General features: G+C 34.3%; 20 protein-coding genes, 1 pseudogene and 1 riboswitch. Of the genes and pseudogenes, 2 read left to right on the forward strand and 19 right to left on the reverse strand.

Annotation, left to right across the window (positions count from 1 at the left end; genetic code table 11):
- Positions 1-2: 2 nt before the first annotated feature.
- Positions 3-515, forward strand: coding sequence for an acyl-CoA carboxylase biotin carboxyl carrier protein subunit (locus ACHZAX_RS09715; protein WP_320018964.1), 513 nt, complete (start codon positions 3-5; stop codon positions 513-515).
- Positions 516-599: 84 nt separating this feature from the next.
- On the opposite strand, the gene ACHZAX_RS09720 is transcribed toward ACHZAX_RS09715, so the two are convergent.
- From ACHZAX_RS09720 to ACHZAX_RS09795, 16 genes and pseudogenes are all read right to left on the reverse strand, one after another.
- The gene (locus ACHZAX_RS09720; RefSeq protein ID WP_320018965.1) at positions 600-1,310 is read right to left on the reverse strand and encodes an anaerobic ribonucleoside-triphosphate reductase activating protein; all 711 of its coding nucleotides are present in this window, start codon (positions 1,308-1,310) and stop codon (positions 600-602) included.
- A 29-nt stretch (positions 1,311-1,339) separates the two neighbouring features.
- Positions 1,340-3,493, reverse strand: coding sequence for a ribonucleoside triphosphate reductase (locus ACHZAX_RS09725; RefSeq protein ID WP_320018966.1), 2,154 nt, complete (start codon positions 3,491-3,493; stop codon positions 1,340-1,342).
- 109 nt (positions 3,494-3,602) lie between these two features.
- A riboswitch (cobalamin riboswitch) is annotated at positions 3,603-3,787 on the reverse strand.
- A 268-nt stretch (positions 3,788-4,055) separates the two neighbouring features.
- A complete protein-coding gene (locus ACHZAX_RS09730) occupies positions 4,056-4,610 on the reverse strand; it encodes a PepSY-associated TM helix domain-containing protein (protein ID WP_320018967.1) in 555 nt (184 codons plus the stop codon).
- Complete coding sequence (locus tag ACHZAX_RS09735; RefSeq protein WP_320018968.1) at positions 4,594-5,121, reverse strand: hypothetical protein; 528 nt, start codon at positions 5,119-5,121, stop codon at positions 4,594-4,596. Before ACHZAX_RS09735 ends, ACHZAX_RS09730 begins: the two co-directional genes overlap by 17 nt.
- 11 nt (positions 5,122-5,132) lie before the next feature.
- Positions 5,133-6,356, reverse strand: a complete 1,224-nt coding sequence (locus ACHZAX_RS09740; protein WP_320018969.1) for a DUF4857 domain-containing protein — start codon at positions 6,354-6,356, stop codon at positions 5,133-5,135.
- A 120-nt stretch (positions 6,357-6,476) separates the two neighbouring features.
- Positions 6,477-7,148: a hypothetical protein gene (locus ACHZAX_RS09745; RefSeq protein ID WP_320018970.1), complete on the reverse strand. Its 672-nt coding sequence runs from the start codon at positions 7,146-7,148 to the stop codon at positions 6,477-6,479.
- 3 nt (positions 7,149-7,151) lie between these two features.
- The gene (locus ACHZAX_RS09750; protein ID WP_320018971.1) at positions 7,152-8,039 is read right to left on the reverse strand and encodes an ABC transporter ATP-binding protein; all 888 of its coding nucleotides are present in this window, start codon (positions 8,037-8,039) and stop codon (positions 7,152-7,154) included.
- 11 nt (positions 8,040-8,050) lie between these two features.
- Positions 8,051-9,583, reverse strand: a complete 1,533-nt coding sequence (locus ACHZAX_RS09755; protein ID WP_320018972.1) for a DUF6850 family outer membrane beta-barrel protein — start codon at positions 9,581-9,583, stop codon at positions 8,051-8,053.
- Positions 9,584-9,652: 69 nt separating this feature from the next.
- On the reverse strand, positions 9,653-10,885 hold the full coding sequence (locus ACHZAX_RS09760; RefSeq protein ID WP_320018973.1) for a DUF4876 domain-containing protein: 1,233 nt from the start codon (positions 10,883-10,885) through the stop codon (positions 9,653-9,655).
- A 12-nt stretch (positions 10,886-10,897) separates the two neighbouring features.
- Complete coding sequence (locus ACHZAX_RS09765) at positions 10,898-13,672, reverse strand: TonB-dependent receptor (protein WP_320018974.1); 2,775 nt, start codon at positions 13,670-13,672, stop codon at positions 10,898-10,900.
- 212 nt (positions 13,673-13,884) lie between these two features.
- Positions 13,885-14,043: pseudogene (locus ACHZAX_RS09770) on the reverse strand (hypothetical protein); the annotation flags it as partial.
- A 105-nt stretch (positions 14,044-14,148) separates the two neighbouring features.
- The gene (locus tag ACHZAX_RS09775; RefSeq protein ID WP_101308702.1) at positions 14,149-14,499 is read right to left on the reverse strand and encodes a DUF2023 family protein; all 351 of its coding nucleotides are present in this window, start codon (positions 14,497-14,499) and stop codon (positions 14,149-14,151) included.
- Positions 14,500-14,540: 41 nt separating this feature from the next.
- The gene (locus ACHZAX_RS09780) at positions 14,541-15,047 is read right to left on the reverse strand and encodes a flavodoxin (RefSeq protein WP_101308530.1); all 507 of its coding nucleotides are present in this window, start codon (positions 15,045-15,047) and stop codon (positions 14,541-14,543) included.
- Positions 15,048-15,169: 122 nt separating this feature from the next.
- A complete protein-coding gene (locus ACHZAX_RS09785; protein WP_320018975.1) occupies positions 15,170-15,751 on the reverse strand; it encodes a response regulator transcription factor in 582 nt (193 codons plus the stop codon).
- A gap of 10 nt (positions 15,752-15,761) precedes the next feature.
- Positions 15,762-16,502, reverse strand: a complete 741-nt coding sequence (locus ACHZAX_RS09790) for a hemerythrin domain-containing protein (RefSeq protein ID WP_320018976.1) — start codon at positions 16,500-16,502, stop codon at positions 15,762-15,764.
- Between the two features lie 378 nt (positions 16,503-16,880).
- The gene (locus ACHZAX_RS09795) at positions 16,881-17,654 is read right to left on the reverse strand and encodes a hypothetical protein (protein ID WP_218973002.1); all 774 of its coding nucleotides are present in this window, start codon (positions 17,652-17,654) and stop codon (positions 16,881-16,883) included.
- Between the two features lie 288 nt (positions 17,655-17,942).
- Between ACHZAX_RS09795 and ACHZAX_RS09800 the strand changes: the two genes are divergently transcribed.
- A complete protein-coding gene (locus ACHZAX_RS09800) occupies positions 17,943-18,338 on the forward strand; it encodes an FKBP-type peptidyl-prolyl cis-trans isomerase (RefSeq protein ID WP_320018977.1) in 396 nt (131 codons plus the stop codon).
- A 108-nt stretch (positions 18,339-18,446) separates the two neighbouring features.
- On the opposite strand, the gene ACHZAX_RS09805 is transcribed toward ACHZAX_RS09800, so the two are convergent.
- The 3 genes from ACHZAX_RS09805 to ACHZAX_RS09815 form a co-directional block, all read right to left on the reverse strand.
- On the reverse strand, positions 18,447-18,962 hold the full coding sequence (locus ACHZAX_RS09805) for a hypothetical protein (RefSeq protein WP_320018978.1): 516 nt from the start codon (positions 18,960-18,962) through the stop codon (positions 18,447-18,449).
- Between the two features lie 244 nt (positions 18,963-19,206).
- Positions 19,207-19,503: a hypothetical protein gene (locus ACHZAX_RS09810; RefSeq protein WP_101308534.1), complete on the reverse strand. Its 297-nt coding sequence runs from the start codon at positions 19,501-19,503 to the stop codon at positions 19,207-19,209.
- A gap of 55 nt (positions 19,504-19,558) precedes the next feature.
- Positions 19,559-19,966 (reverse strand): hypothetical protein, encoded by a 408-nt coding sequence (locus ACHZAX_RS09815; RefSeq protein WP_320018979.1) that lies wholly within the window; start codon positions 19,964-19,966, stop codon positions 19,559-19,561.
- Positions 19,967-20,115: the final 149 nt, after the last annotated feature.

Below are 20,115 nucleotides of genomic sequence, written 5' to 3' on the forward strand. Positions count from 1 at the left end.
CCATGATTACACTTAAAAAAAACAAGAGCTTTGTGCTTTCCGGAGATCAATCGTACAGCTTAAAAACACAAAACTATCAGGTACTTTCTTCCCGGTCAAAAAACGATAGATTTACAATAAAAGAAAAAGACAATGAATCTATCATTCAATACAAAGACAAAAATTTCATTGGTGAAATCGCTGAATTAAAACAGAATAAATGTACTGTATTAGTAAACGGAAACACCTATAACTTTACAATTGATACCGAAGCTACTTTTCAAAGAAAAGAGAAACTTCGTAAAAATAATCTCATCAAACTCAATTGTAATTTACTTGCTCCTATGCCGGGCAAAATTACAGAGGTATTAACAGCTGAAGGATGTATAGTAGAAAAAGGAAGTCCTCTGGTGTTGCTCGAAGCAATGAAAATGCAGAATCAGATATTGGCCGCGCAAGATGGTACAATATCAAAAATCCTGGTTAAAGACGGAGATAGTGTAATGTCCAATCAGGTTTTAATCGAAATAGACTAGTTTTGGCAATTAGTTACATCCCCCACCCAAAGGATATTCCTTTACGGCGGGGGATTAACCACAAACTAAAAAAACTTATATCAATTAATCAAGCTGACAAATATTACCATTTAAATCCTTGTTGGATTTAATGATCTCCTCTACCTCCAAATGAGTATAGCCTGAATAATTTACAAAAGATGAATCCAATACTTTTACCGCTGAAAACGACTGTAAAGTGTATTTGTAATCTCCTTTAAGTACTTCGCACATTTTACGAATATCGGTTTCGGAATGACACTCCCGAATTAGTGTTGTTCTAAACTCAACAGCAATCGGCGAATCTTTGAGAATAGCAATCGACTTTTTTACATTCATCAGCTGAATTTCTGTAAACTGATTGCCAACAATCCCTTTATATGCAGATAATTCGGGCACTATCTTCAAATCCATTGCCACATAATCAATCAGATTCTGCTGCATCAGGATTCTTACAAGCTTGGGATTGGTTCCATTCGTATCTAATTTTACAAATAGTCCCAATGCCTTCACTTTGCGTATAAATGCGACCAAATCTGGCTGAACAGTTGGTTCACCTCCGGTAATAACAAGAGCATCGATGAATCCCTTCGCTTTTTTTAAATAATTCAATACTTCAGTTTCATCAACTGAATCTCCCATGGGGTGATATTTCGAAATCAGCTCCCAATTGTGACAAAACCTGCATGCCATATTACAGCCTTGAGTGAAAATCACCGAAGCCATCTTTCCAGGATAATCAATTAAGCTGTTCTTTATAAATCCAGATATTTGCATTGAAATAAATTAGATTAATGAAAATTAATTTAACCTACGACCAGCTCTTCAACCTCAACATGAGCCTTTTTGTCAAATAATTTTCGCTCCTTAAATTCCTGTCTTTTGCCGTCGTTCCATTGATGTATAGGACGCAGATATCCAACAATTCTTGAGAACACTTCACATTCCGTCCGTTGACCGGAATTTGCACATTTAGGACACAATTCATGTTCTCCGTAAATGTATCCATGCTCGTGGCAAATACTAAATGTTGGAGATAAGGTAATGTATGGGAGATGGTAATTATTGGTTATTTTTTGCAGCAGCAACTTCACGGCATCAACAGAAAGCTGCTTTTCTCCAATAAAGGTATGAAATACAGTTCCTCCGGTATATTGTGTCTGCAGCTTGTCCTGCAATGTTAAAGCTTCGAATAAATCATCGGTATATGCAACCGGAAGCTGCGAAGAGTTGGTATAGTAAGGTGCCGCTCCTTTTCGAAAGTTCTCCTGATTGGCAACAATAATATCACCGTAAGTTTTGGTATCAAGCTGAGCCAAACGATAAGTTGTTCCTTCGGCCGGCGTTGCTTCCAAATTATAGATGTTACCTGTTTCCTCCTGAAAACCAACCAGTTTTTGCTTCATAAAATCAAAAATCCGAAGCGCAAAAGCATTTCCTTCTTCCGAAACCAAATCGCTTCCAATAAAATTCAGACAACACTCATTCATTCCAACAATTCCGATTGTTGAAAAATGATTTTGCCAAAATTTACCATTCTTATTTTTTAGATGACGCAAATAAAATTTTGAATAAGGGAACAAGCCTTTTTCTGTTAAATTTTCAATCATTTTTCGTTTGATCTCCAGACTATTTTTTGCCAAATTCATCAGATGCTCCAAACGCTTAAAGAATTCAGCTTCGTTACTGGCTTCGTAGCCCAAACGAGGTAAATTTACAGTTACCACTCCAACCGAACCAGTTAACGGATTCGCACCAAACAAACCGCCTCCACGTCGTGCCAGTTCACGTTTATCCAAACGCAGCCGGCAACACATACTTCGCACATCATCAGGCGACAAATCAGAATTTACAAAATTTGAAAAGTACGGAATTCCATATTTAGCGGTGATTCTCCAAATGTTTTCATACGCTGGTTTATCCCATTCAAAATCGGATGTGATATTATAAGTTGGTATCGGGAAAGAAAAAACACTTCCATTGGCATCTCCTTCTTCAATTACCTGCGCAAAAATTTTATTAAAGAGATCCATCTCAACCTGAAAATCCCCGTAAACTTCGTTCATCAATTTGCCACCAATAATTACCGGCTGATCACTCATAAATTTTGGAACATTCAAATCCATGGTCACGTTGGTAAACGGCGTTTGAAAACCTACCCGGGTAGGAACATTCATATTATAAAGAAATTCCTGAAGAGCCTGTTTAATCTGATTTTCATCCAATTGATCGTACCTTATGAAAGGAGCCAATAAGGTATCGAAATTCGAAAATGCCTGCGCTCCGGCGGCTTCTCCCTGCATGGTATAAAAGAAATTGACCACTTGTCCGAGAATGGTACGGAAATGTTTGGCCGGCCGGCTAACCAATTTGCCCGACGCGCCTTTAAAACCAGTAAGTAAAAGATCTTCCAAATCCCACCCTACACAATACACACTTAAAAATCCAAGGTCGTGAATGTGAAACGCTCCTTTTTGGTGAGCATCTCCAATTTCCTGCGGGTAAATCTTATTCAGCCAATATTGAGAACTCACAATGGTCGAAATGTGTTGATTCAATCCCTGCAGAGAATAAGAAGAATTTGCACTTTCTTTTATTCTCCAGTCCTGAAGATTCAAATAATCGTCAACCACATTTAAATTGGAAAATAATTCCTTGGTATCGCGAGCCAATTCATGTTGTTTCCGGTATAAAATAAATGCCTTCGCAACTTCAAACAAATCATATCTGAATAGAGTTTTCTCTACCAAATCCTGAATTTCTTCTACATTGGGAATTCCCGAAAAATCAATCTCTTTCATGACCTGACTGACACAAAATTCGATTAGTTCAACGCGTTCTTCACCTACTGCCTGAAATGCTTTATTGATTGCACTTTTAATTTTATCAGGCTTGAATTTAACAACCTGACCGTTTCTTTTCCGAATTTGAGATTCGGATACACTACCATTCATTTTCATTCTTGTATTTTTTAATTTTTTTGAAAAAAATGATAGCTTCTGAGGAAAATATAGAATAGGAAGATACACCGAATTGTGTATCCTCATTCTCTGCCTTTCTCCCGAAAGCTACGAATAATCATTACAGGCAGGTCTTCTGGCTTGTCCTCTTTTGGTTTGCCTTCCCATTTTTGCTGAGATAAAACAGTGGCATAAAAAACCAAAAAACATGAGGACTTACAGCTGCGGGGACAGCTCACGAATTAAACGTGATTCCCTATTATTCCTTTCGGAACCTATAAATCGATACAATAGTAAGAAGAAAAAATATGATAATCAATCTGAGTTATTAACAGTTGTTGGTCAATAAGCTATAAAAGAGCAAGAACCATGGTTAATTCTTTTTTCAGGAAAGAATATCCTCAATAAGGAAAGCTCAGTAAATTGGATTTATCTACTATTATGCAAGGAAGTATTTGAGAATTCATCTTATAAATGAGATTTGAAGTGACCCAAATTTGTATCCAACTTTTTGAATTGATCTTAACGAAAAACATCACATACAAATTTGTCTAAGTATAAACTAAGCACAAAAATACATAAGAACAGGTATAATAAAACCAATTATCATTAACCAAACACCTCTTTTCTTAAATCCATTTTTCCCTTTCACCATAATAGCTCCGGAAATGGCAAAAAAGATTAATACAATAGCGTAAATAATCGCTATTGAAGAAAATCGTTTACCTGAGTTGTAATGAACGTCATTCACAAATTTGTAAACAGGTACTTTCTTAAATGTGGTTAGCTTTATTTTACCATTGTAAGGATGATATTCCCCTAATCCACCTTTAACGTAGATATTGTAAACCTCATCAGCTGGAATGACACGTGTTAATTTTGGAGCATCGCTAAAGCTTTCCCTCCAGTAAGTTTTTAACTCATCAGGTCTTAGGTTGGCTTCGGCATCCTTCTCCATTACGATTTCGCGATAAGATGGATCTTGTTCTCCTTTTTTTAGGACAAGCAAAATACCAGAAATCGCATAAATCAAAGTTAATCCTATAAATAAATAGCCAAGATCTCTATGAAGAGACCTTATGCTTTTATTCAATTTTTTACTATTCCACAATTTCATAAGAAGTTCCGTCTACAAAATAAACTGAATAAAAATTTCTATTTGCCTTTTTCATCCATTCGCGCATTTGATTAATATTTGTCATTTCTGAGGCACAATGTTCTCCCCCTTCTTCGGCATCTTCTTTAGCCTTTACTTTTGCTTCCCAATCGTTAATAAACTTTTCAGATAAACGTTTCTCTTGAAGCGTTCCTTTAACCGCAATCGTAGCTCCCGATAATTCTCTATTAAAACCATTAATCTTACCTGTTGCTTCCACTCGTAAGGAAAGTTTACCAGTTTCATCCAACAAAATAGCTCTGCGTCCTGAATGCGCACAAACGTGCTGTACCATTCCTGTAAAGAAAACCTCTTTCCCTACATTTTGCTCGGCCGTTTTCATTACCTGAGCAATAGTTTGGGGCGCAAATTCCTTACTCCCTACTTGTTTAGCTTCTTGTTTTTTATTGCTTTGATTACAAGAAACCAATACACTTAAAACAACAAATGCTGTAAATATTAACTTTTTCATTTCTAAATTGTTTAACGATTAAATATAATGTTTGCGATAAAACCATAAATACCTGTAATTGCAATCCAAACCACTGAAAACAATTGTATTTTTTGTTTCCGATATCTCGTAATGAAAACAAATACCAATGTCAGTAGTAAATTGGTTAGTAATACCCAATAAGATCCAAAATAAACCATAGGTTTGATGTATTTGGTATTGGCATTTGTAAATCCAACTGCGAATGGTAAAATAAATTTACTATAAGCAGATTCTGAAATATCCTGCTTAAATGTTACTTCATCAACCACCTGTTTTGTATCTGCATTAAGAGCTAAAACTGTTTTCCCTTTCGATGATATTACATTGATATTCCAGAACAAAGGATTTGCCATAATTAACAATTGATCTTTATTGATATCGAAAGCTGGTGTTGGAATTTCCTGCAGTTTGTAAGCATCAGTTGTGATAATGTATAGCCTTTTATTTGTATCAAATACAAAGGCATAAAAGCTTCTGTCGTCTGGCTCCATGGTTAAAATGTACTCAGGGACTACACCTGCAGGCAAAGAAACTTTCCTTAAAAAAGGCATTGCATTCACCATTTTTAAGTGGAAAACCTGATCATCATTATCGACAATAAAATAGCCTTCGTCATAAGCTTTTCGTGTTGAAGGATTACCCGCGGCCATTTTAGCAGGAAATCGAAAACCCCTTTTCTCAAAAATCTTATTAAAACATTGACTTTTTTCTTCATTTACCCGATTGGTTTCGGGATTGATAAATTCAATTTTAGAATTTAAACGAAAAACATCTCCTGGCATTTCTATTCTTACACGTCCCGACATGGATTCAAACAACGTGTATAGAGGAATGTGAGGTTTATTTTTATCTGCCGGGGTTATTTTAAAGAAGAATTTCTTAAGTTTTACATCATTAAGATTAATTACTTTACCATCAATACTTTTGGGCATTCTTCCGTCTGCCATTAATTGTCTGGAATAAAACATTGGCAGTATACTGTCGAATTCTGATTCAGAATACACTCTATTGGTATTCATGTTTTTGCGAATCAAACGTTCCTCCTTATCATCAAAATCGATAGTGCAGAAAGCTTTGTCAACAGAACTATAATAAGTAAATATATTTTTTGAAGCTGTATCGGTAACCAGATGATAAGATTTAGGCAGCAACCATGCTAATAGCAGGGTGCCTAAAACAATTATTAGATAATTTATTGAATATCTATTTTTCATGCGTTTCTATTTTCTAATTTGCAGCATACTACTCTCATGATTATTAATTCACTCACTTGTGTGAATACATTGAATCATTTGATTTTACATGCCTTTTTATATCTATTAAAAGCGAACATATTAATCCTGTATTCCAACTTTAAAACGCTGAACCGATAAGTAGCCAAACGGTAAGACATAAAATGGAATAATAACAACACTTAACACTACAAAACTGTATGCTCCGGGGAAATCGGTCAGATAAAACAATTGAAGGCTTGCAAACATGATTAAAGTATTGAAGATCCTTCGTTTCCAACTTGGCTCCAAACAAATCCATGACATCATTGCATAAGCCACTAATCCGGCAATATACCATGGCAGCAAAGTATATACCATGCTCCCGGTTATTTCCACAGGAAAATAAATTCCAGAGAATGTCAAAAGTATTAGTAAGTGAAGTGCAAAAATTAGCATCAGCAATGTCATTCCAAATCCTAACATTGTGAAAACAATTTTACGATTGGACAATGGCAGATGTAAACTTAACTTGATTCGCTTTTGAACCATTTCAGGAACAAACTGTGCTAAAGCCAGACAAAATCCGACCGCAGGAGGAAAGAACTTTAAATCCCGGAATAAAAACTGATCTCTGTTTACAATTACATCCCAAAGATGTTCTAAACCTACCATGCGAAACGCCCTGCCTAGTGTTAAAAACAGATATGTCAAAAGAATTACTCCGGCAATAAATGCACCAATGGCAAACCATTTGGTTTTTTTCCATTCTTTAAATAATAATGCTTTGATCATCTCTTAATATTTTCCGGTTAATCCAATAAATGCCTCTTCTAAACTCAAACTTTCTTCCTGTATCGAATTGGTTACCTTAACATTACCGCTTAGTAATTTTTCCAATTCATTTTTCGACAGTAATGAATAAAGTTCTGTTTTCCCTTTAATGCTTACTGAATTATAAATGTGATTGCTATTGTCTAACAATTCAGGCTTTTCGCATGTAAATCTGTAGCGTTTAAATGATTCAAGAAGTTCGTTAACTGGCTTTTGCATCACAATACGACCATAATCCATAATCAAACAATCATCAATCAATCGTTCCATGTCCTGAATAATATGAGAGGTAACAAAAACGGTTTTATTTTCCGCTTTAGCATATTCACTTAAATAGTCAACAAACAACATGCGGTAACCAGGATCCAAGCCCATCGAAAAATCATCGAGAATTAATAGCTCTGGATCTTGTGCCAGGATTAAGCCCAAAGCCACCTGCGACTTTTGTCCGCACGACATTCGGGATATTTTCTGTTTGGGATCAATTTTCAGCAGTTTCATTAACTCATAGTAAGCATCCTTTCTCCATTTGGGATAAAAGGCAGAATAAAACTTCTCAATCTCCGAAATGTTCATGAACGAATACTGCACATGTCCTTCAATTAACAAACCAACTTTCTGTTTGGTTGCTGGTGAAAGGTTTGCCGAGCTTTCGCCAAACATTAAGCATTCTCCGCTTCGCGGTTGTAAATAACCATTTAAAATGTTAATGGTTGTTGTTTTTCCGGTTCCGTTTTTTCCTAATAATCCCAAAATTCGTCCTTTCGGGATTTCAAAATTCAAATTCTCATAAATACAGCGTTTGCCGTAATAGTGAGTTAGGTTTTTGCATTCAACAATAGCTTGTTGCATAAAATATATGTTTAAAGTGTTAATCCAATTGCAAAATTGAAACTGTATTGTGATTTAGAATTTTCTATTATCATGTATTGATAAGCTAGTTTGGTATAAATACCATAAGTATTTTTTGTGTCGAAATCGTATCGAATATTCGAAGCCAAGCTCAGCCAATCACTTTTTAAATACTCATAGTTTGGAACAATCAAACTTTCATTTGCCTTTCCTTTTGCCAAAGATGAAGTTGTTAAATCACTATTAATGCAGTATTGGGCTAATGCCTCGAGTTTTATATTCAAGCTAGATTTACTAAACTGAAAGTTTCTTCCTGTATTTAGCCTAAGCGTTACATGTTCTACTTCTTGTTTGGGATTTTTAGAATTAGCTATCTTATATTCTGACTCATCAGAAGAGTATTTAATTTCCATTTGATACAAAGAACTGTGCTTAATACCCCTTACCAATAAAATACTTGTAAAACCTCCATCTAGATACTTGGCTGAATATTTTTCGGTAACGCTTAAAAGTTGCCTGTTATGATTATAGTTGTATTCAGACCCTGTTTTACTTTGATAAGATCCGAAAGATTTTAGTTTAACTGTTTTATTGGAGAACTGAAATTGTTTTCCCAAGGAGAAATTAAACTCTACAGCATCAAAATCATTCACAATATCATAGCCTGTCCCAACTATTTTTAATAATTCCAGTTTCGACTTTTTGTATGAGAATGACTGATACCATCCTGTTTGGCCAATGGGAATCAATTGTGTACCCAGTGAATACCCTTTCTTTTCATAAATATTACCAACACCTCCACTATTGGTTACAACCGTTGAGAAATTCTCATCGCTAATACCTAATCCTCTCAGATAAAAAACTTCAATCCCTGTACCAGGTCGCAACGCATCTACTTCATGATCTTGCTGATAATCATGATATCCTGCATACAGACCAATCATATATTTTGAATTGATTTCTCTTGTACCTCCTAATTTTATTTCTAAATCAGAAACGGTAGATTTTGGTCGTGGATCTAATTTTCTGTAATCTTCTGAGGATCTATATTTGGCCTGAAGGGCATAAGTACTTTTCTTTTGAATCAGACTGTATATTCCTTCGAATGAATAATTTTCGCCGTACGTTTTTCCACCAATAGTATCCGCCACGATATATGGAGCCAATTCACTGTAATCGCTTACTGTATTCCATTTAATATTATCCATATTGTTTTTGCTGTAACTTGCTCTTCCAAACACAAAGTTTTTCTCACGTCTTTTAAACGAATAAGCATCAAAATCAATTGAGGATGTTTTGTTTCCAGTTTCAATTCTGTACAAGCCATTTGCTTTCCTCTGTTTCCAAACCAAAGAAACATCGGTAAAAGATTTATTGTATTGATGACCTAGCATAGCAGGATTATCCCAAATCCCACTTTGTATTTGAATTAATTCCTTTTCAAAATCAACGGCATTCGCATTTCTATCTTGAGCAAATGCTGATGCTGTTAAATTTAAGAGAATGACAATTCCAAGAATGGATTTTAACTTTTGTGTTAGCATGTAAACAATAAAATTAAAGAAGACCCTCAGAGACAAGTCCAACGGATCTTCTTTAAGGTTAATATTGGATTATTCCTCTTCGATTATACCTGGTGTAGGATCAGCAGTAGGAATAAAGTCGAATTCTGAGTTGTTGGTATCCAATAAAACAATACGATTACCTTCTTTGTGACTTACCTTACGCTTCACACATTTTCCGTAACGAGCATCATCCCCGTCACCAGCATGAGTCCAGGTAAGGTCTAATGATGAATCGAGAGCTTTCCATTCGTAATCAGAAACAGTAGAACATTCTACTGCATCGATAATTATATTATTTGGAACTTTCCAAGCATCAAAATCCATAACTTTTACAAAGTCACCCCATACAAAAGTATATTGATAGTGGTAAGCGTTATCAGTATTAAATTTCTCTGGTGTCATATCATCCATCTTAAAGATCACATAAGAAGTAAATCCACGATTGTGAAGTCCCCAAACAGAAGCTGAAGTAGAAACCATTTTCTCCATATTAGGAACTTCCGGTACGTCTACATCAACATCAGCACCATCGAACCATTCAAAATCTGCAATCGATAAATCAAATGAATTCGCATTCTCAGCAGAGTGATCAATAGCTACGTCACATACAATAATAGATTTTCCAGGTTCAACAGGATATTCTTTTCCTGATCCGGGAATTCTATAAACTGAACTAACAGGTGTATATTCTTTTCGTACATCAGGAGTATATTCATTCAATGACTGAGCTGTATTTAGTTCAGATTCCGCAATACATAAACCATCAGCATATAAGATTTTATCCGTATTGTTATAGATTTCAAAGTATTTATCATCATTATACTGTTTTCCTTCTGGTGTTTTTGTTCCACTGAAGAAGATTTCTGAAATCACAAAACTGGTATTCTTTCTGTACTCAAATAAGTCGATAGTAAGATCGAAAGATCCTCCTGTAACTTCAACATTCTCGCTAAAGCCTCTAATCCCCGTGGTAGCATAAATTATTTTATCATCAACATCTCTAGTAAAATAATCCACTTCGACTTCTACAGTAAAATTGTAAAGACCATCTTCCATGTTCAATGTTGGAAGCATGAATCCATATAAATCCTTGGAAATTTCTTCTCCGGAATTAACATTAGTAACAGTTACCGTACCATTCTTAAATGTTGGTGCCTTTAGTTTTGCAGGTGGATTCAACACCAAATTCAAATCTGATTGCAATATTGGATCATCATCATCGCTGCAAGAGAACAAGGATACTACCATTAAAAGGCTTAAACCGAATATCAGTTTTTTCATTTTTATTATTATTTAAAGATTAATATTAAGTTCCATTCCAAAGTATGGAGATACTTTTCGAGTTACTTTAGTGCCATCACTACGCGTATAATCCGGATGATAATCTAAAATTCTATTTACATAAAAGGATAGTTCCATCTGATCACCTATGCTCTTTGATACGGTAAGATTCACATCAATACCAATAGGAGTTTTATACAAGTCAAAGTCATTTGGACTTGGTTTGTGATATAAGAATCGTAATAACGGATCTGTTGTGTGTGATTCATTGTATTCAAACTGATTTCCATCCATATCAAAATAATACTCAGGCATACCATCATGAGGATTATATCTAAATTGATGATACCACATACACTGTATGGCTGTTGAGAACATTAAACCAAATTTTTCAATATGAGTATCCGCTCTAAAATTGGTATTGAACTGTTCATATTCTTTCCCTCTGTCCCAGTTGTAGTATCCTATGTATGGATAATCCTTTCCATCAATTACTGTACTTGGGTGTTTGTAAGTTGCATCGCTTAAATCGTATTTAGCTCTCATCCAAGCACCATTAATTGAGACCCTTGAGTGTATGGCATCAATTTGTCCCAAATCAATTTGATACTCAACACCTACTTTCTCTTCTCTAGCTCCGTTCCCTCTCTTCGAGTAATAAACAAACTCCTTTCTTGCCTCATAATCGAACATTTCAACAGTTGGAGGTGCTTTCAAATCATTAACGGCTGGTCCGGACGAAATATCGTACAGTTTATAATCCATTACATCGTAATATCCCAATCGCTTAAATCCATTCTTAAGCAATTCGTGATATGCTGTTACATAAGCTCTGGCCTTTCCCAATTTTAAATTAAATCCAAATTCAAACTTTTCATTTCTATTGGGTTTCAACTGATAATTGATTGGATCAATCATTTTGGTTTTATACTGTACTTGTCTTAAATCTTTATTTTGAGAAAAATAATTTAGCTGAACGATATCGAGATAAAGCATATCTGGATATAGGTGTGTCAGCCCTGGGAATTTGGTATGCACCCCATATCCACCAGTTAACTCAACATATCCACTTCTATTAAATAAATTGAACTTAGGAAAGCGCCATCTCATGTTAGCTCTGGGATCGAAATAGAGTTTCCCTGAGAGAGCATAATCCGATGCCATATTCAAGGCCTGTGTTGCTCTTACACCCCCCTGTAGATTTAACCTGTGATTCGCAATAGGAATACTTAACTTATCTTGCATATAGAATGACAGTCGTTGAATAGAAGGAATATCTTTTGAAACCCTTGATCTGCCATTTCCTGGATACAATGGACGGTTTACGTCATACACCTCTCCATCTCCAAAGTTTTTGTTGTATCTCCATTCTGCTCCGATTAGAATGTTTTGCTTTACATTGAAAATATCCAATTGGAAATCCGATGAAACATCTGCAAACAAATAGATAGGTTTGCCATCAACCACAAGGTGAGACAAATAGGATGACGGCAAATACTCACTGTAAAATTCTCCTTCCTCTCTATTGGTCATGATGGGTGTATTATTTCCCAGTACCGACTTATCTATGACCTTTTGATTGTGTGTGTAACTACCATTAACTCTAGCCTCAATTCCTTTAAAGAATGAAGATTTATAAGACTGCCATGAAAGAGTGGTACCTGCACTCACTTTATTGTATTTACTCTTATACTTATCAGTTTCTGGTAGGTCTATCTCCGGGTCTTTCTTAGTTTCATCAAACGATCCGGTATAATCAATATTTGCATTAAAAGTAAATAAGCCATTTTCGGATTCTGATCTGCTTCCATAACGCACTGATCCAGTTATTCTACTGTAATTTACCTTCGGATTTCTGGGATCGGATTTATAATCCAAATAATCAATATCGGCATTCAAGCTTTTACTTCCTCCCAAATTCACTCCTTTTCCTATCGAGAACAATTTAGAACCTGGATCTGCTTTAATTCTTGCAGTCAAGGGCTTTGCTTTATAAGCCCGTGTGATATTGACCAAACCACTGGTGAGGCCCCCATATTTTACAGAAGGAATTCCTCGAACAATTTCTACAGATTCAATATTATCTGTAGAGATCAATCTCATATCAATACCCTTACCAGTCGTATTTCGTCGCCTTATGTAACGATCTGAACTATAAGATCCGGTTACATTTTGCAATTCTGCATCATTGGAAATTGCCTGTCCGTCAATCACAAATGATGTTCCAAAGGATGAATTATAATCATATGAATCATTACTAAAGCTAGAGGCACTACCAGGCTCTCTCAATGAAATCAATTTCATCGTGGTCATCGAATTCTTTTGGCTTACACCTCCAGGGAGCAATTCCAAAATATCGGCAAAACTGGAAGGCTGCAAGTGTTTTAAAGCCTCTTTCTTAATGGTGGAAGATGTTCCGTTTTCTCTCGATTCTTCCGCAATTACAATTACCTCACTTAAATTATGGTTTTCTGTTTCCATTTTAAATAGCAATGAAGTTCTGTCAGAGTTAATTACAATAGAACTTTCTACAGCTTTAAAACCCAAGCAAGAGATGTGTATTTTATATTCTCCATAAGGAATATCTTTAAGAATAAAATTTCCTTCATTATCTGTTATCGACCAAATACTAATATCTTTTAACACCACTGTCGCAAATGCAACTGATTCTCCTAAATCCTTCTCTACCACTCTTCCTTTAATTGTATATTCTCCTTGAGCACTGCCATGAAATGAAAGCAGTACAAAAAACATACAACCAAAAAATACTTTGAATCTAAACTTCATTCTGTAAACTCAATTAACTAATCATTACCAAAGAGTAACTTCTCTTCTTGCAATGCAAAGCTACTAGGCCTTACTCCATCTATCAATCCTCATTTGTGATGAAATCACAGGCTGGTCTATCATCATATATTAGGGGTAAAACAGAACGCCCTGTCAGAAACACATCTAACAGGGCATTAAACCAATAAAATAATACTACAATGAGTAATCTCTTACAAAGCCACAATAGTGTAATCATCCAATTGTCGGTCGGGGTCGGTTAATTGCATTGTTAGCATATTATTTATCCATTCTCTTATACCATAGGTATCCAATATATAATCATCATTAATTGAGTATGCAAATTTTACTGCCGGATTTTGAGATATTAAATAAGTTCTATTATTGTGAACAAATCTAGTTCATAAAAAAATACTCACTAAAGAATAATCGGAGTATCTAAAGTGAGTATTGAATTAGCAGCAAAAATAAAAATTTCAACCTACTTGTCGGGAATTTGAAATTGGTGTGACTATCCCTTTTCGTTTCATATATCTTTCGTATTGCAGAGTTCTGTCGTAGCCAAGCATAATTCCAAGTATAAAATCTTCTTCGTCAGAAAAATGAGATAAAGATTTTTCACCAAAAGACAAAATTATCTGTATACACTCTTCTTTTCCAAAAAAAACATTAATCTTATTTTCGTTAACCGAGTGCAAAAAGTAATTAATTCCCTTTCTAATCAATAACTCCTCTGTTTTATCTTTTTCTTTACTACTCATTGTGTGTAAAACAAGACTTCTTAAACCTTTTTTATATTCATAAACATGATGAAGTAGTATTTGCATATCTGCGGTTTTATAATCCAAACAGGTGATTTCCATTTCATTTAATTAAATTGATTCTTTAATTGTGTCACCCATTGTGTTACTCTTTCGTCCGTCATTTCACTCTGATTCTCTTCATCTAGTATCAGTCCAACAAATTGTCCATCTTTCTCTGCTCTTGAGGCATCGTATTCATATCCTTCAATGGAAGTTCCACCAATCAATTCACAATTTTTATTTCCCAGTTGCTCATATATTTCACCTACTCCATCAACAAATGAATCTGAAAAAGCCTCCTGATCTCCTAAACCAAAAATAGCTACTTTACGTCCCTCTAAATTAGTGTTCGATAAGTCTGATAAAAAGTCTTCAAAATCATCTTGCAAATCCCCAATTCCCCAAGTGGATGCTCCAAAAATTAGATTTTTAAATTGTTCCACATCTTGTGATTTTGCACTTGCCACATCAATAGCACTTGCAATATCTTCGCCAAATGCAGCTTGTATTAATTTAGCTGCTGTTTCTGTTTTTCCTGTTGACGATCCGTAAAAAATTCCAATATTTTGCATTACATTTTATTTAAATTAATTATCAATACAAATGTAAAAAGCCCAATGTATCTTTACAATAATCATTTATTATGATTTTTTCAATGAGAAACATTAGAAATCATTACTTATTAGGATTCCGATTACCTCACCTCCTCAGCTTTAATAAAATGATTCATTAAGGCATAAACTGTTAATCCTGAAATAGTTTTTATTCCTAATTTTTGGGTAATATTTTTCCGATGAGTAATTACGGTGTTGATGGAAATAAACAATTGATCAGCAATTTCTTTATTTGAACAACCTAAAGCTACTGCCTTTAAAACATCAATCTCCCGATCACTTAAAGTACCGGAATCATGATTTCCAAAAGTGGAATCCGACTCTTGAAAGAAGAGTTGTAATTTTTCAACCACCTGTTTTCTGTTATAAGAGTGGAGAATAAAATGCTCAAATACGCAATTTGGTATTTTTTGCTGACCAATTATTATTGCCCTGCAAAGACCACAAGAACCTTTAATATCTTTTAAACAATCTTGCTTTTGTTTGGGTAAAAGATCTTCGCTAAGAATTAAATAATTTAAATCCGGAACATCATTCACAAGTCGTTCCAGCTCCTCAAAGCTATCTGCTTCGTATAAATCCGATTCTATTCCAATCACATTTAAAAGTGTTTTAACTCCTAGTCTAATCAGGTATTGATCCGAAGCAATTACTGTTTGCATTTTTTTATCCTCAAACTCCATAATACTCCAGTACTTTTCGTTCTAACATTTTAACTTTAGGAATTAATACTTTCTCTTCCATTCTTGTGTGATCCTCAATATCACATTCCAGTTGAAATAATTCTGTAAGTAAATGTTCACAATCGTCTTCACAATTTAAAGGTGGCAAAAACCTTATGATTAGGTTTTTCATATCAGCCAGTTTCACTTCAAGACTTTCGTGGTTACGTTCATATATCTCTATTGGTTCACGTTTTATTTTTTCTAATAACTGCGGTGAACAATTATTTGATTTTAAGGCTTTTTCTAAAGCAAGTATATAAGGAAATACATTCTTTTCTTCTTCACTAAAATGATGTTCAATATCAATTTTATACTCATTAAAAAACTGTTTTAACAAAGCAACATTTCTACTATTCTCAAATTGAGCTGCCTGATCCATCCGATCAATGAATAGTTCTATATGCGGTACTTTTGAATTTAAATAGTAAGAATGAGTATTGGTTAAATAGGAAACCATAACATCGGCATTAAAATCGCACAAATGATTTTTCGGGAAATAATCAATACTGTGATAAGAATTTAATATTTCTAAAAAAAATGGAAGATCTACATTCCGATCTGTACAAATCTCTTCAATGCTCTTATTACCGAATCCTAATTTTATTCCAAATCGAGATATAATAGGAAGCAACTGATAATCTCTTAAGATCACCTCTGCCATTTTACTGTTTTTTGTAAAAGCAACCATTTACTTCTTTTTTATTCGTTTTTAATGAGTTTTGTGAATAGCATAATCACGATCTAAATTATTATACATTCTTCTTGACAAAAATAGCTCATCCAAATGTTATGTGAAATCCCTATTTATAATGATTTTTTTGCAGATAAAATCAAAAAAAATACCTGACAAAATGAACTCTATCCTTGAGACATGAATTGGAAGTAGTGTCTTTTTCTATAAAAAGAAGAAATAAAAAAATAACCTATTCCTTTTATATTTAAACAAACCTGATCTACTTTTAGAACTCGATTAGTTGCTTTTTATGTGATTTACAGATCGAGCTATTTCATAAAAAAATCCCCCTATTTCAAGGAGGATTAATAATTCAACTCATTTTATCTTTTACTAACAAAAACCTTTCAATGCTTTTTGCACTATTTTCAGATCGTTTTCTTCGTTGCGGATAATTTTATTTTTATCGTCGTACTCAAAATCAGAATAAGAAATTACGACCAAAGAGATATCATTCTCTGGAAGAACTTTGGCTCTTCGTTCATCGTATATTCTTCGTTGCTCCTCTCTCGACACAGTCTTTGTTCTTTCCTCTTCTTCCTCTTCCTCATCTTTGTTTTTGTCAAAACCAGCAACAGGTCTGAAATTCTGTATTTCTTTGTATTCTATCACCAATTGCAATTCTTCATAATAAGCATCTACAGGCAACATGGTTTGTTTTTTTCCATTTTTATGCAGATCTCCCAAAAGGAAATCAAATCTTTTTTGACGATCCGATGTTAACGATAAAACTTTATCGCATAAAGCGATAACATAGGTTTCATCACTGTTTAAACGAATCGCTATCGGATCATTTTCCGGTTTCTTTTTTTCCTGTTTGTAGGGTGCATCCGGAGCAGGTGCATTGGCCGGAACAAAATACCAATAAGTATGTTCTCCATGTCTTTCGGTATGAACAAAAGGTATTAAAGCTAACTGATCTTCGGCATCAAGTTCCCTAAGGATTAAGCGAATTGGCAATCCTTTTTTCACATCTTTTGCAAAAATTCCTGCTTTAATAAAGGCCGGCATCAAATCTTTTACCGGTGTTATTGTAAGTGAACTATTTGTGTTAAAATATTCTTCAATTACTTTGTTTATCTTTTCTATTTTGGAAAGATCTTTCATCTGATTATAATTTTAAGTTTTGCCATATAGCCTGTGCCCAAAGCTTTCGGGATTACCATGCTGGAATAATTTATTGCCAGTAAGAGACACTTTTCTTCTTTCGTTTCTTAGTGGGGTGCAAAGATAGATTTAAATTCCCTGATAAAGACTATTCCCTTTTTAGGTTGCCTTGATTGTTTTGTGCATATTTCTATTCAATGGTAAGAATCAAGATCACGAAAGTGGCTTTGCAATGCAAAACAAGATTAGAATTATCTATTTTTGTACTCACCAAATTTTCAAAAAAAGATGACGAAACGCAATTTCCGGCATAAAAACGACGAAGAAATTACAGCCTATCTTGCCGACAATAAACTGGAAGCTCAAAAAAGCGATTCCGGCATATATTACCACATATCCAAAGAAGGAGAAGGCAAGCATCCCACCTGCACTTCAAACATTACGATCAGCTACATTGGCTATTTTACCGATGGCAATATCTTCGATCAAAATGAAAGACTGGAAATTAATATGGCAGATGTTATTGCGGGCTGGACAGAAGGAATCCAATATTTTAAAGAAGGAGGTGAAGGAATCTTATTTATCCCTTCGCATTTAGCATACGGAAATACCGATTTTGGACTCATACCTGCCGGAACGGTTCTTATCTTCGATATTCAATTGATTGGAGTTGACGCAGTCTAAAAAAAATTGAAATATTCCTCAACAAAAAACCTGACAGTTTTTGAAAATCTGCCAGGTCTGATTATATCATTTGCAATTGAATAATTCCAAAATCTGAATAAAGAAAACTTAGATGCGTTTCAGCATGCCTTCTATTTCTCTGATTTGTGCCGTCAACATTTTTTGCTTATCAAGCTTTTTGGCATCCTGCAAATAATATGTTGCCAGTTTCTTGTTTCGTTTCGAAAGAGCTATTCCTGACAAATTTAATTTAGCAACTGCCTGATCAGTTTTCAAGCGAAGACCAGTTTCTAAAGCTTTCTTAAAATGTTTTTCGGCCTGTGTATTTTTTTGCTTTTGTGCTTCAACCAAACCGGAAAGATAATAGTAATACGCTTCCTGACCTGCAATCATATTCCCTGGATTTTTAACTCGCCCCAACATCTTACCTGCAGACTCAAACTTATTTTTCCTCACAAAATAGAATGCGATTAGGTTCATTTCATTTTTAAAATAGCTTAATACAAACAAACCGGAAAGTAAAAGAATCCATATTCCCGCAGACACTAAACTATTAATAAAAAGAGCGATAGATCCTAAAAATAAGATTCCAGCAATTATAAGACGTAGATATTTTCTAATCATGATTATTATTTTTTTAGTTCAAGGCTACAAAACAAAGCATTTTTTGATAAAAAACCAGCATTATCGGACTTAGTTTTCCTATTTAATGAAGTATATTTTCTTTATTCTGCTTTATGAAGTAGAATAAACTCCCTGTATCAGATTCAACTCAACTTATGCAAAAAAAGAATCCAGACCTGTTTTCAACCAGACTGGATTCTTATATATTTTATACGATAAACCATAAAGCTTATCGTTTATTATTTTATTCTCCTATTGCTTTACGAAATGAATTTGCTCTTTCAACAAAATCTTCAAATTCTCCGTATTCAATAAAGCGGCTTACATACCCTTCACATTTTTTACAGACCCCTTTGATTAAAATATCATTCATATCATTAAGGATATTTTCCCTCACCTCAACTCCTTCAATGCATACATCCTTACAATGAACACAGTAAGTACCTTCCTGCACAATATAGCGATAGGCTTCTTTCTCTTCTTCGTCCAATAATATATTTAACTGAAACAGATTTAAATGTATTTCTTTTAATAAATTCATAGTGTTTGCCTATTAATAACTTAACCAAAGTGAAAACAAAAAAAAACTAAACTAGTTACGAATTTTCCTTCAATAATTTTCTGCCGGATTCAATATGCCTATCCCAAAAATAGTAAAATTCAGCAATATGCTTTCTACTGCTCCTAAGCATCTTCATTATCCATAAACTTAGTAATGAAAACAAGGTAGAAAGCCATAGCAGCAAATTAAATAAACCCGGACTTTTGGTAACAATTTCCTGAATGCTTTCCATCCCTAAATCCTTTCCTATCACCTGACCAATATTTATAAAATTCCCGCTTAGCAATACTAAAATGCAACTGATAGCAATCAGCCCGAATAAAATACGTAATACATTAAGAAAATTCTTCATTCTTTCTGTGGAATGACCTTTCGTATAGATCACTACAAATTTACCCGCGGATGATTTCAACCAGCTTTCAAAATCATTTTTAATCATCATATTTCTGTAAATCCTTACTTTTTTAAACTTTTATTAGCTCCCTACAACAAGAGGTATTTTCAAAACGACTACGAAAGTATAAAAATAATCATTAAAAAAAAAGTTATGTTGACTAATTATTGTACTGTTATTTGCCAGGCAATTTCTCA

This window comes from Labilibaculum manganireducens, assembly GCF_963665805.2.
Lineage (GTDB): Bacteria > Bacteroidota > Bacteroidia > Bacteroidales > Marinifilaceae > Labilibaculum > Labilibaculum manganireducens.

Coding starts and splice junctions, on each gene's coding strand:
- ACHZAX_RS09725 (WP_320018966.1), bottom strand. CDS start 3,493: ATGAAAATGAATGGTAGTGTATCCGAATCTCAAATTCGGAAAAGAAAC.
- ACHZAX_RS09785 (WP_320018975.1), bottom strand. CDS start 15,751: ATGCAAACAGTAATTGCTTCGGATCAATACCTGATTAGACTAGGAGTT.
- ACHZAX_RS09765 (WP_320018974.1), bottom strand. CDS start 13,672: ATGAAGTTTAGATTCAAAGTATTTTTTGGTTGTATGTTTTTTGTACTG.
- ACHZAX_RS09775 (WP_101308702.1), bottom strand. CDS start 14,499: ATGCAAATACTACTTCATCATGTTTATGAATATAAAAAAGGTTTAAGA.
- ACHZAX_RS09805 (WP_320018978.1), bottom strand. CDS start 18,962: ATGATTAGAAAATATCTACGTCTTATAATTGCTGGAATCTTATTTTTA.
- ACHZAX_RS09760 (WP_320018973.1), bottom strand. CDS start 10,885: ATGAAAAAACTGATATTCGGTTTAAGCCTTTTAATGGTAGTATCCTTG.
- ACHZAX_RS09800 (WP_320018977.1), top strand. CDS start 17,943: ATGACGAAACGCAATTTCCGGCATAAAAACGACGAAGAAATTACAGCC.
- ACHZAX_RS09790 (WP_320018976.1), bottom strand. CDS start 16,502: ATGGTTGCTTTTACAAAAAACAGTAAAATGGCAGAGGTGATCTTAAGA.
- ACHZAX_RS09720 (WP_320018965.1), bottom strand. CDS start 1,310: ATGCAAATATCTGGATTTATAAAGAACAGCTTAATTGATTATCCTGGA.
- ACHZAX_RS09735 (WP_320018968.1), bottom strand. CDS start 5,121: ATGAAAAAGTTAATATTTACAGCATTTGTTGTTTTAAGTGTATTGGTT.
- ACHZAX_RS09755 (WP_320018972.1), bottom strand. CDS start 9,583: ATGCTAACACAAAAGTTAAAATCCATTCTTGGAATTGTCATTCTCTTA.
- ACHZAX_RS09740 (WP_320018969.1), bottom strand. CDS start 6,356: ATGAAAAATAGATATTCAATAAATTATCTAATAATTGTTTTAGGCACC.
- ACHZAX_RS09750 (WP_320018971.1), bottom strand. CDS start 8,039: ATGCAACAAGCTATTGTTGAATGCAAAAACCTAACTCACTATTACGGC.
- ACHZAX_RS09745 (WP_320018970.1), bottom strand. CDS start 7,148: ATGATCAAAGCATTATTATTTAAAGAATGGAAAAAAACCAAATGGTTT.
- ACHZAX_RS09715 (WP_320018964.1), top strand. CDS start 3: ATGATTACACTTAAAAAAAACAAGAGCTTTGTGCTTTCCGGAGATCAA.
- ACHZAX_RS09810 (WP_101308534.1), bottom strand. CDS start 19,503: ATGAATTTATTAAAAGAAATACATTTAAATCTGTTTCAGTTAAATATA.
- ACHZAX_RS09815 (WP_320018979.1), bottom strand. CDS start 19,966: ATGATGATTAAAAATGATTTTGAAAGCTGGTTGAAATCATCCGCGGGT.
- ACHZAX_RS09730 (WP_320018967.1), bottom strand. CDS start 4,610: ATGAAATTGTGGAATAGTAAAAAATTGAATAAAAGCATAAGGTCTCTT.
- ACHZAX_RS09795 (WP_218973002.1), bottom strand. CDS start 17,654: ATGAAAGATCTTTCCAAAATAGAAAAGATAAACAAAGTAATTGAAGAA.
- ACHZAX_RS09780 (WP_101308530.1), bottom strand. CDS start 15,047: ATGCAAAATATTGGAATTTTTTACGGATCGTCAACAGGAAAAACAGAA.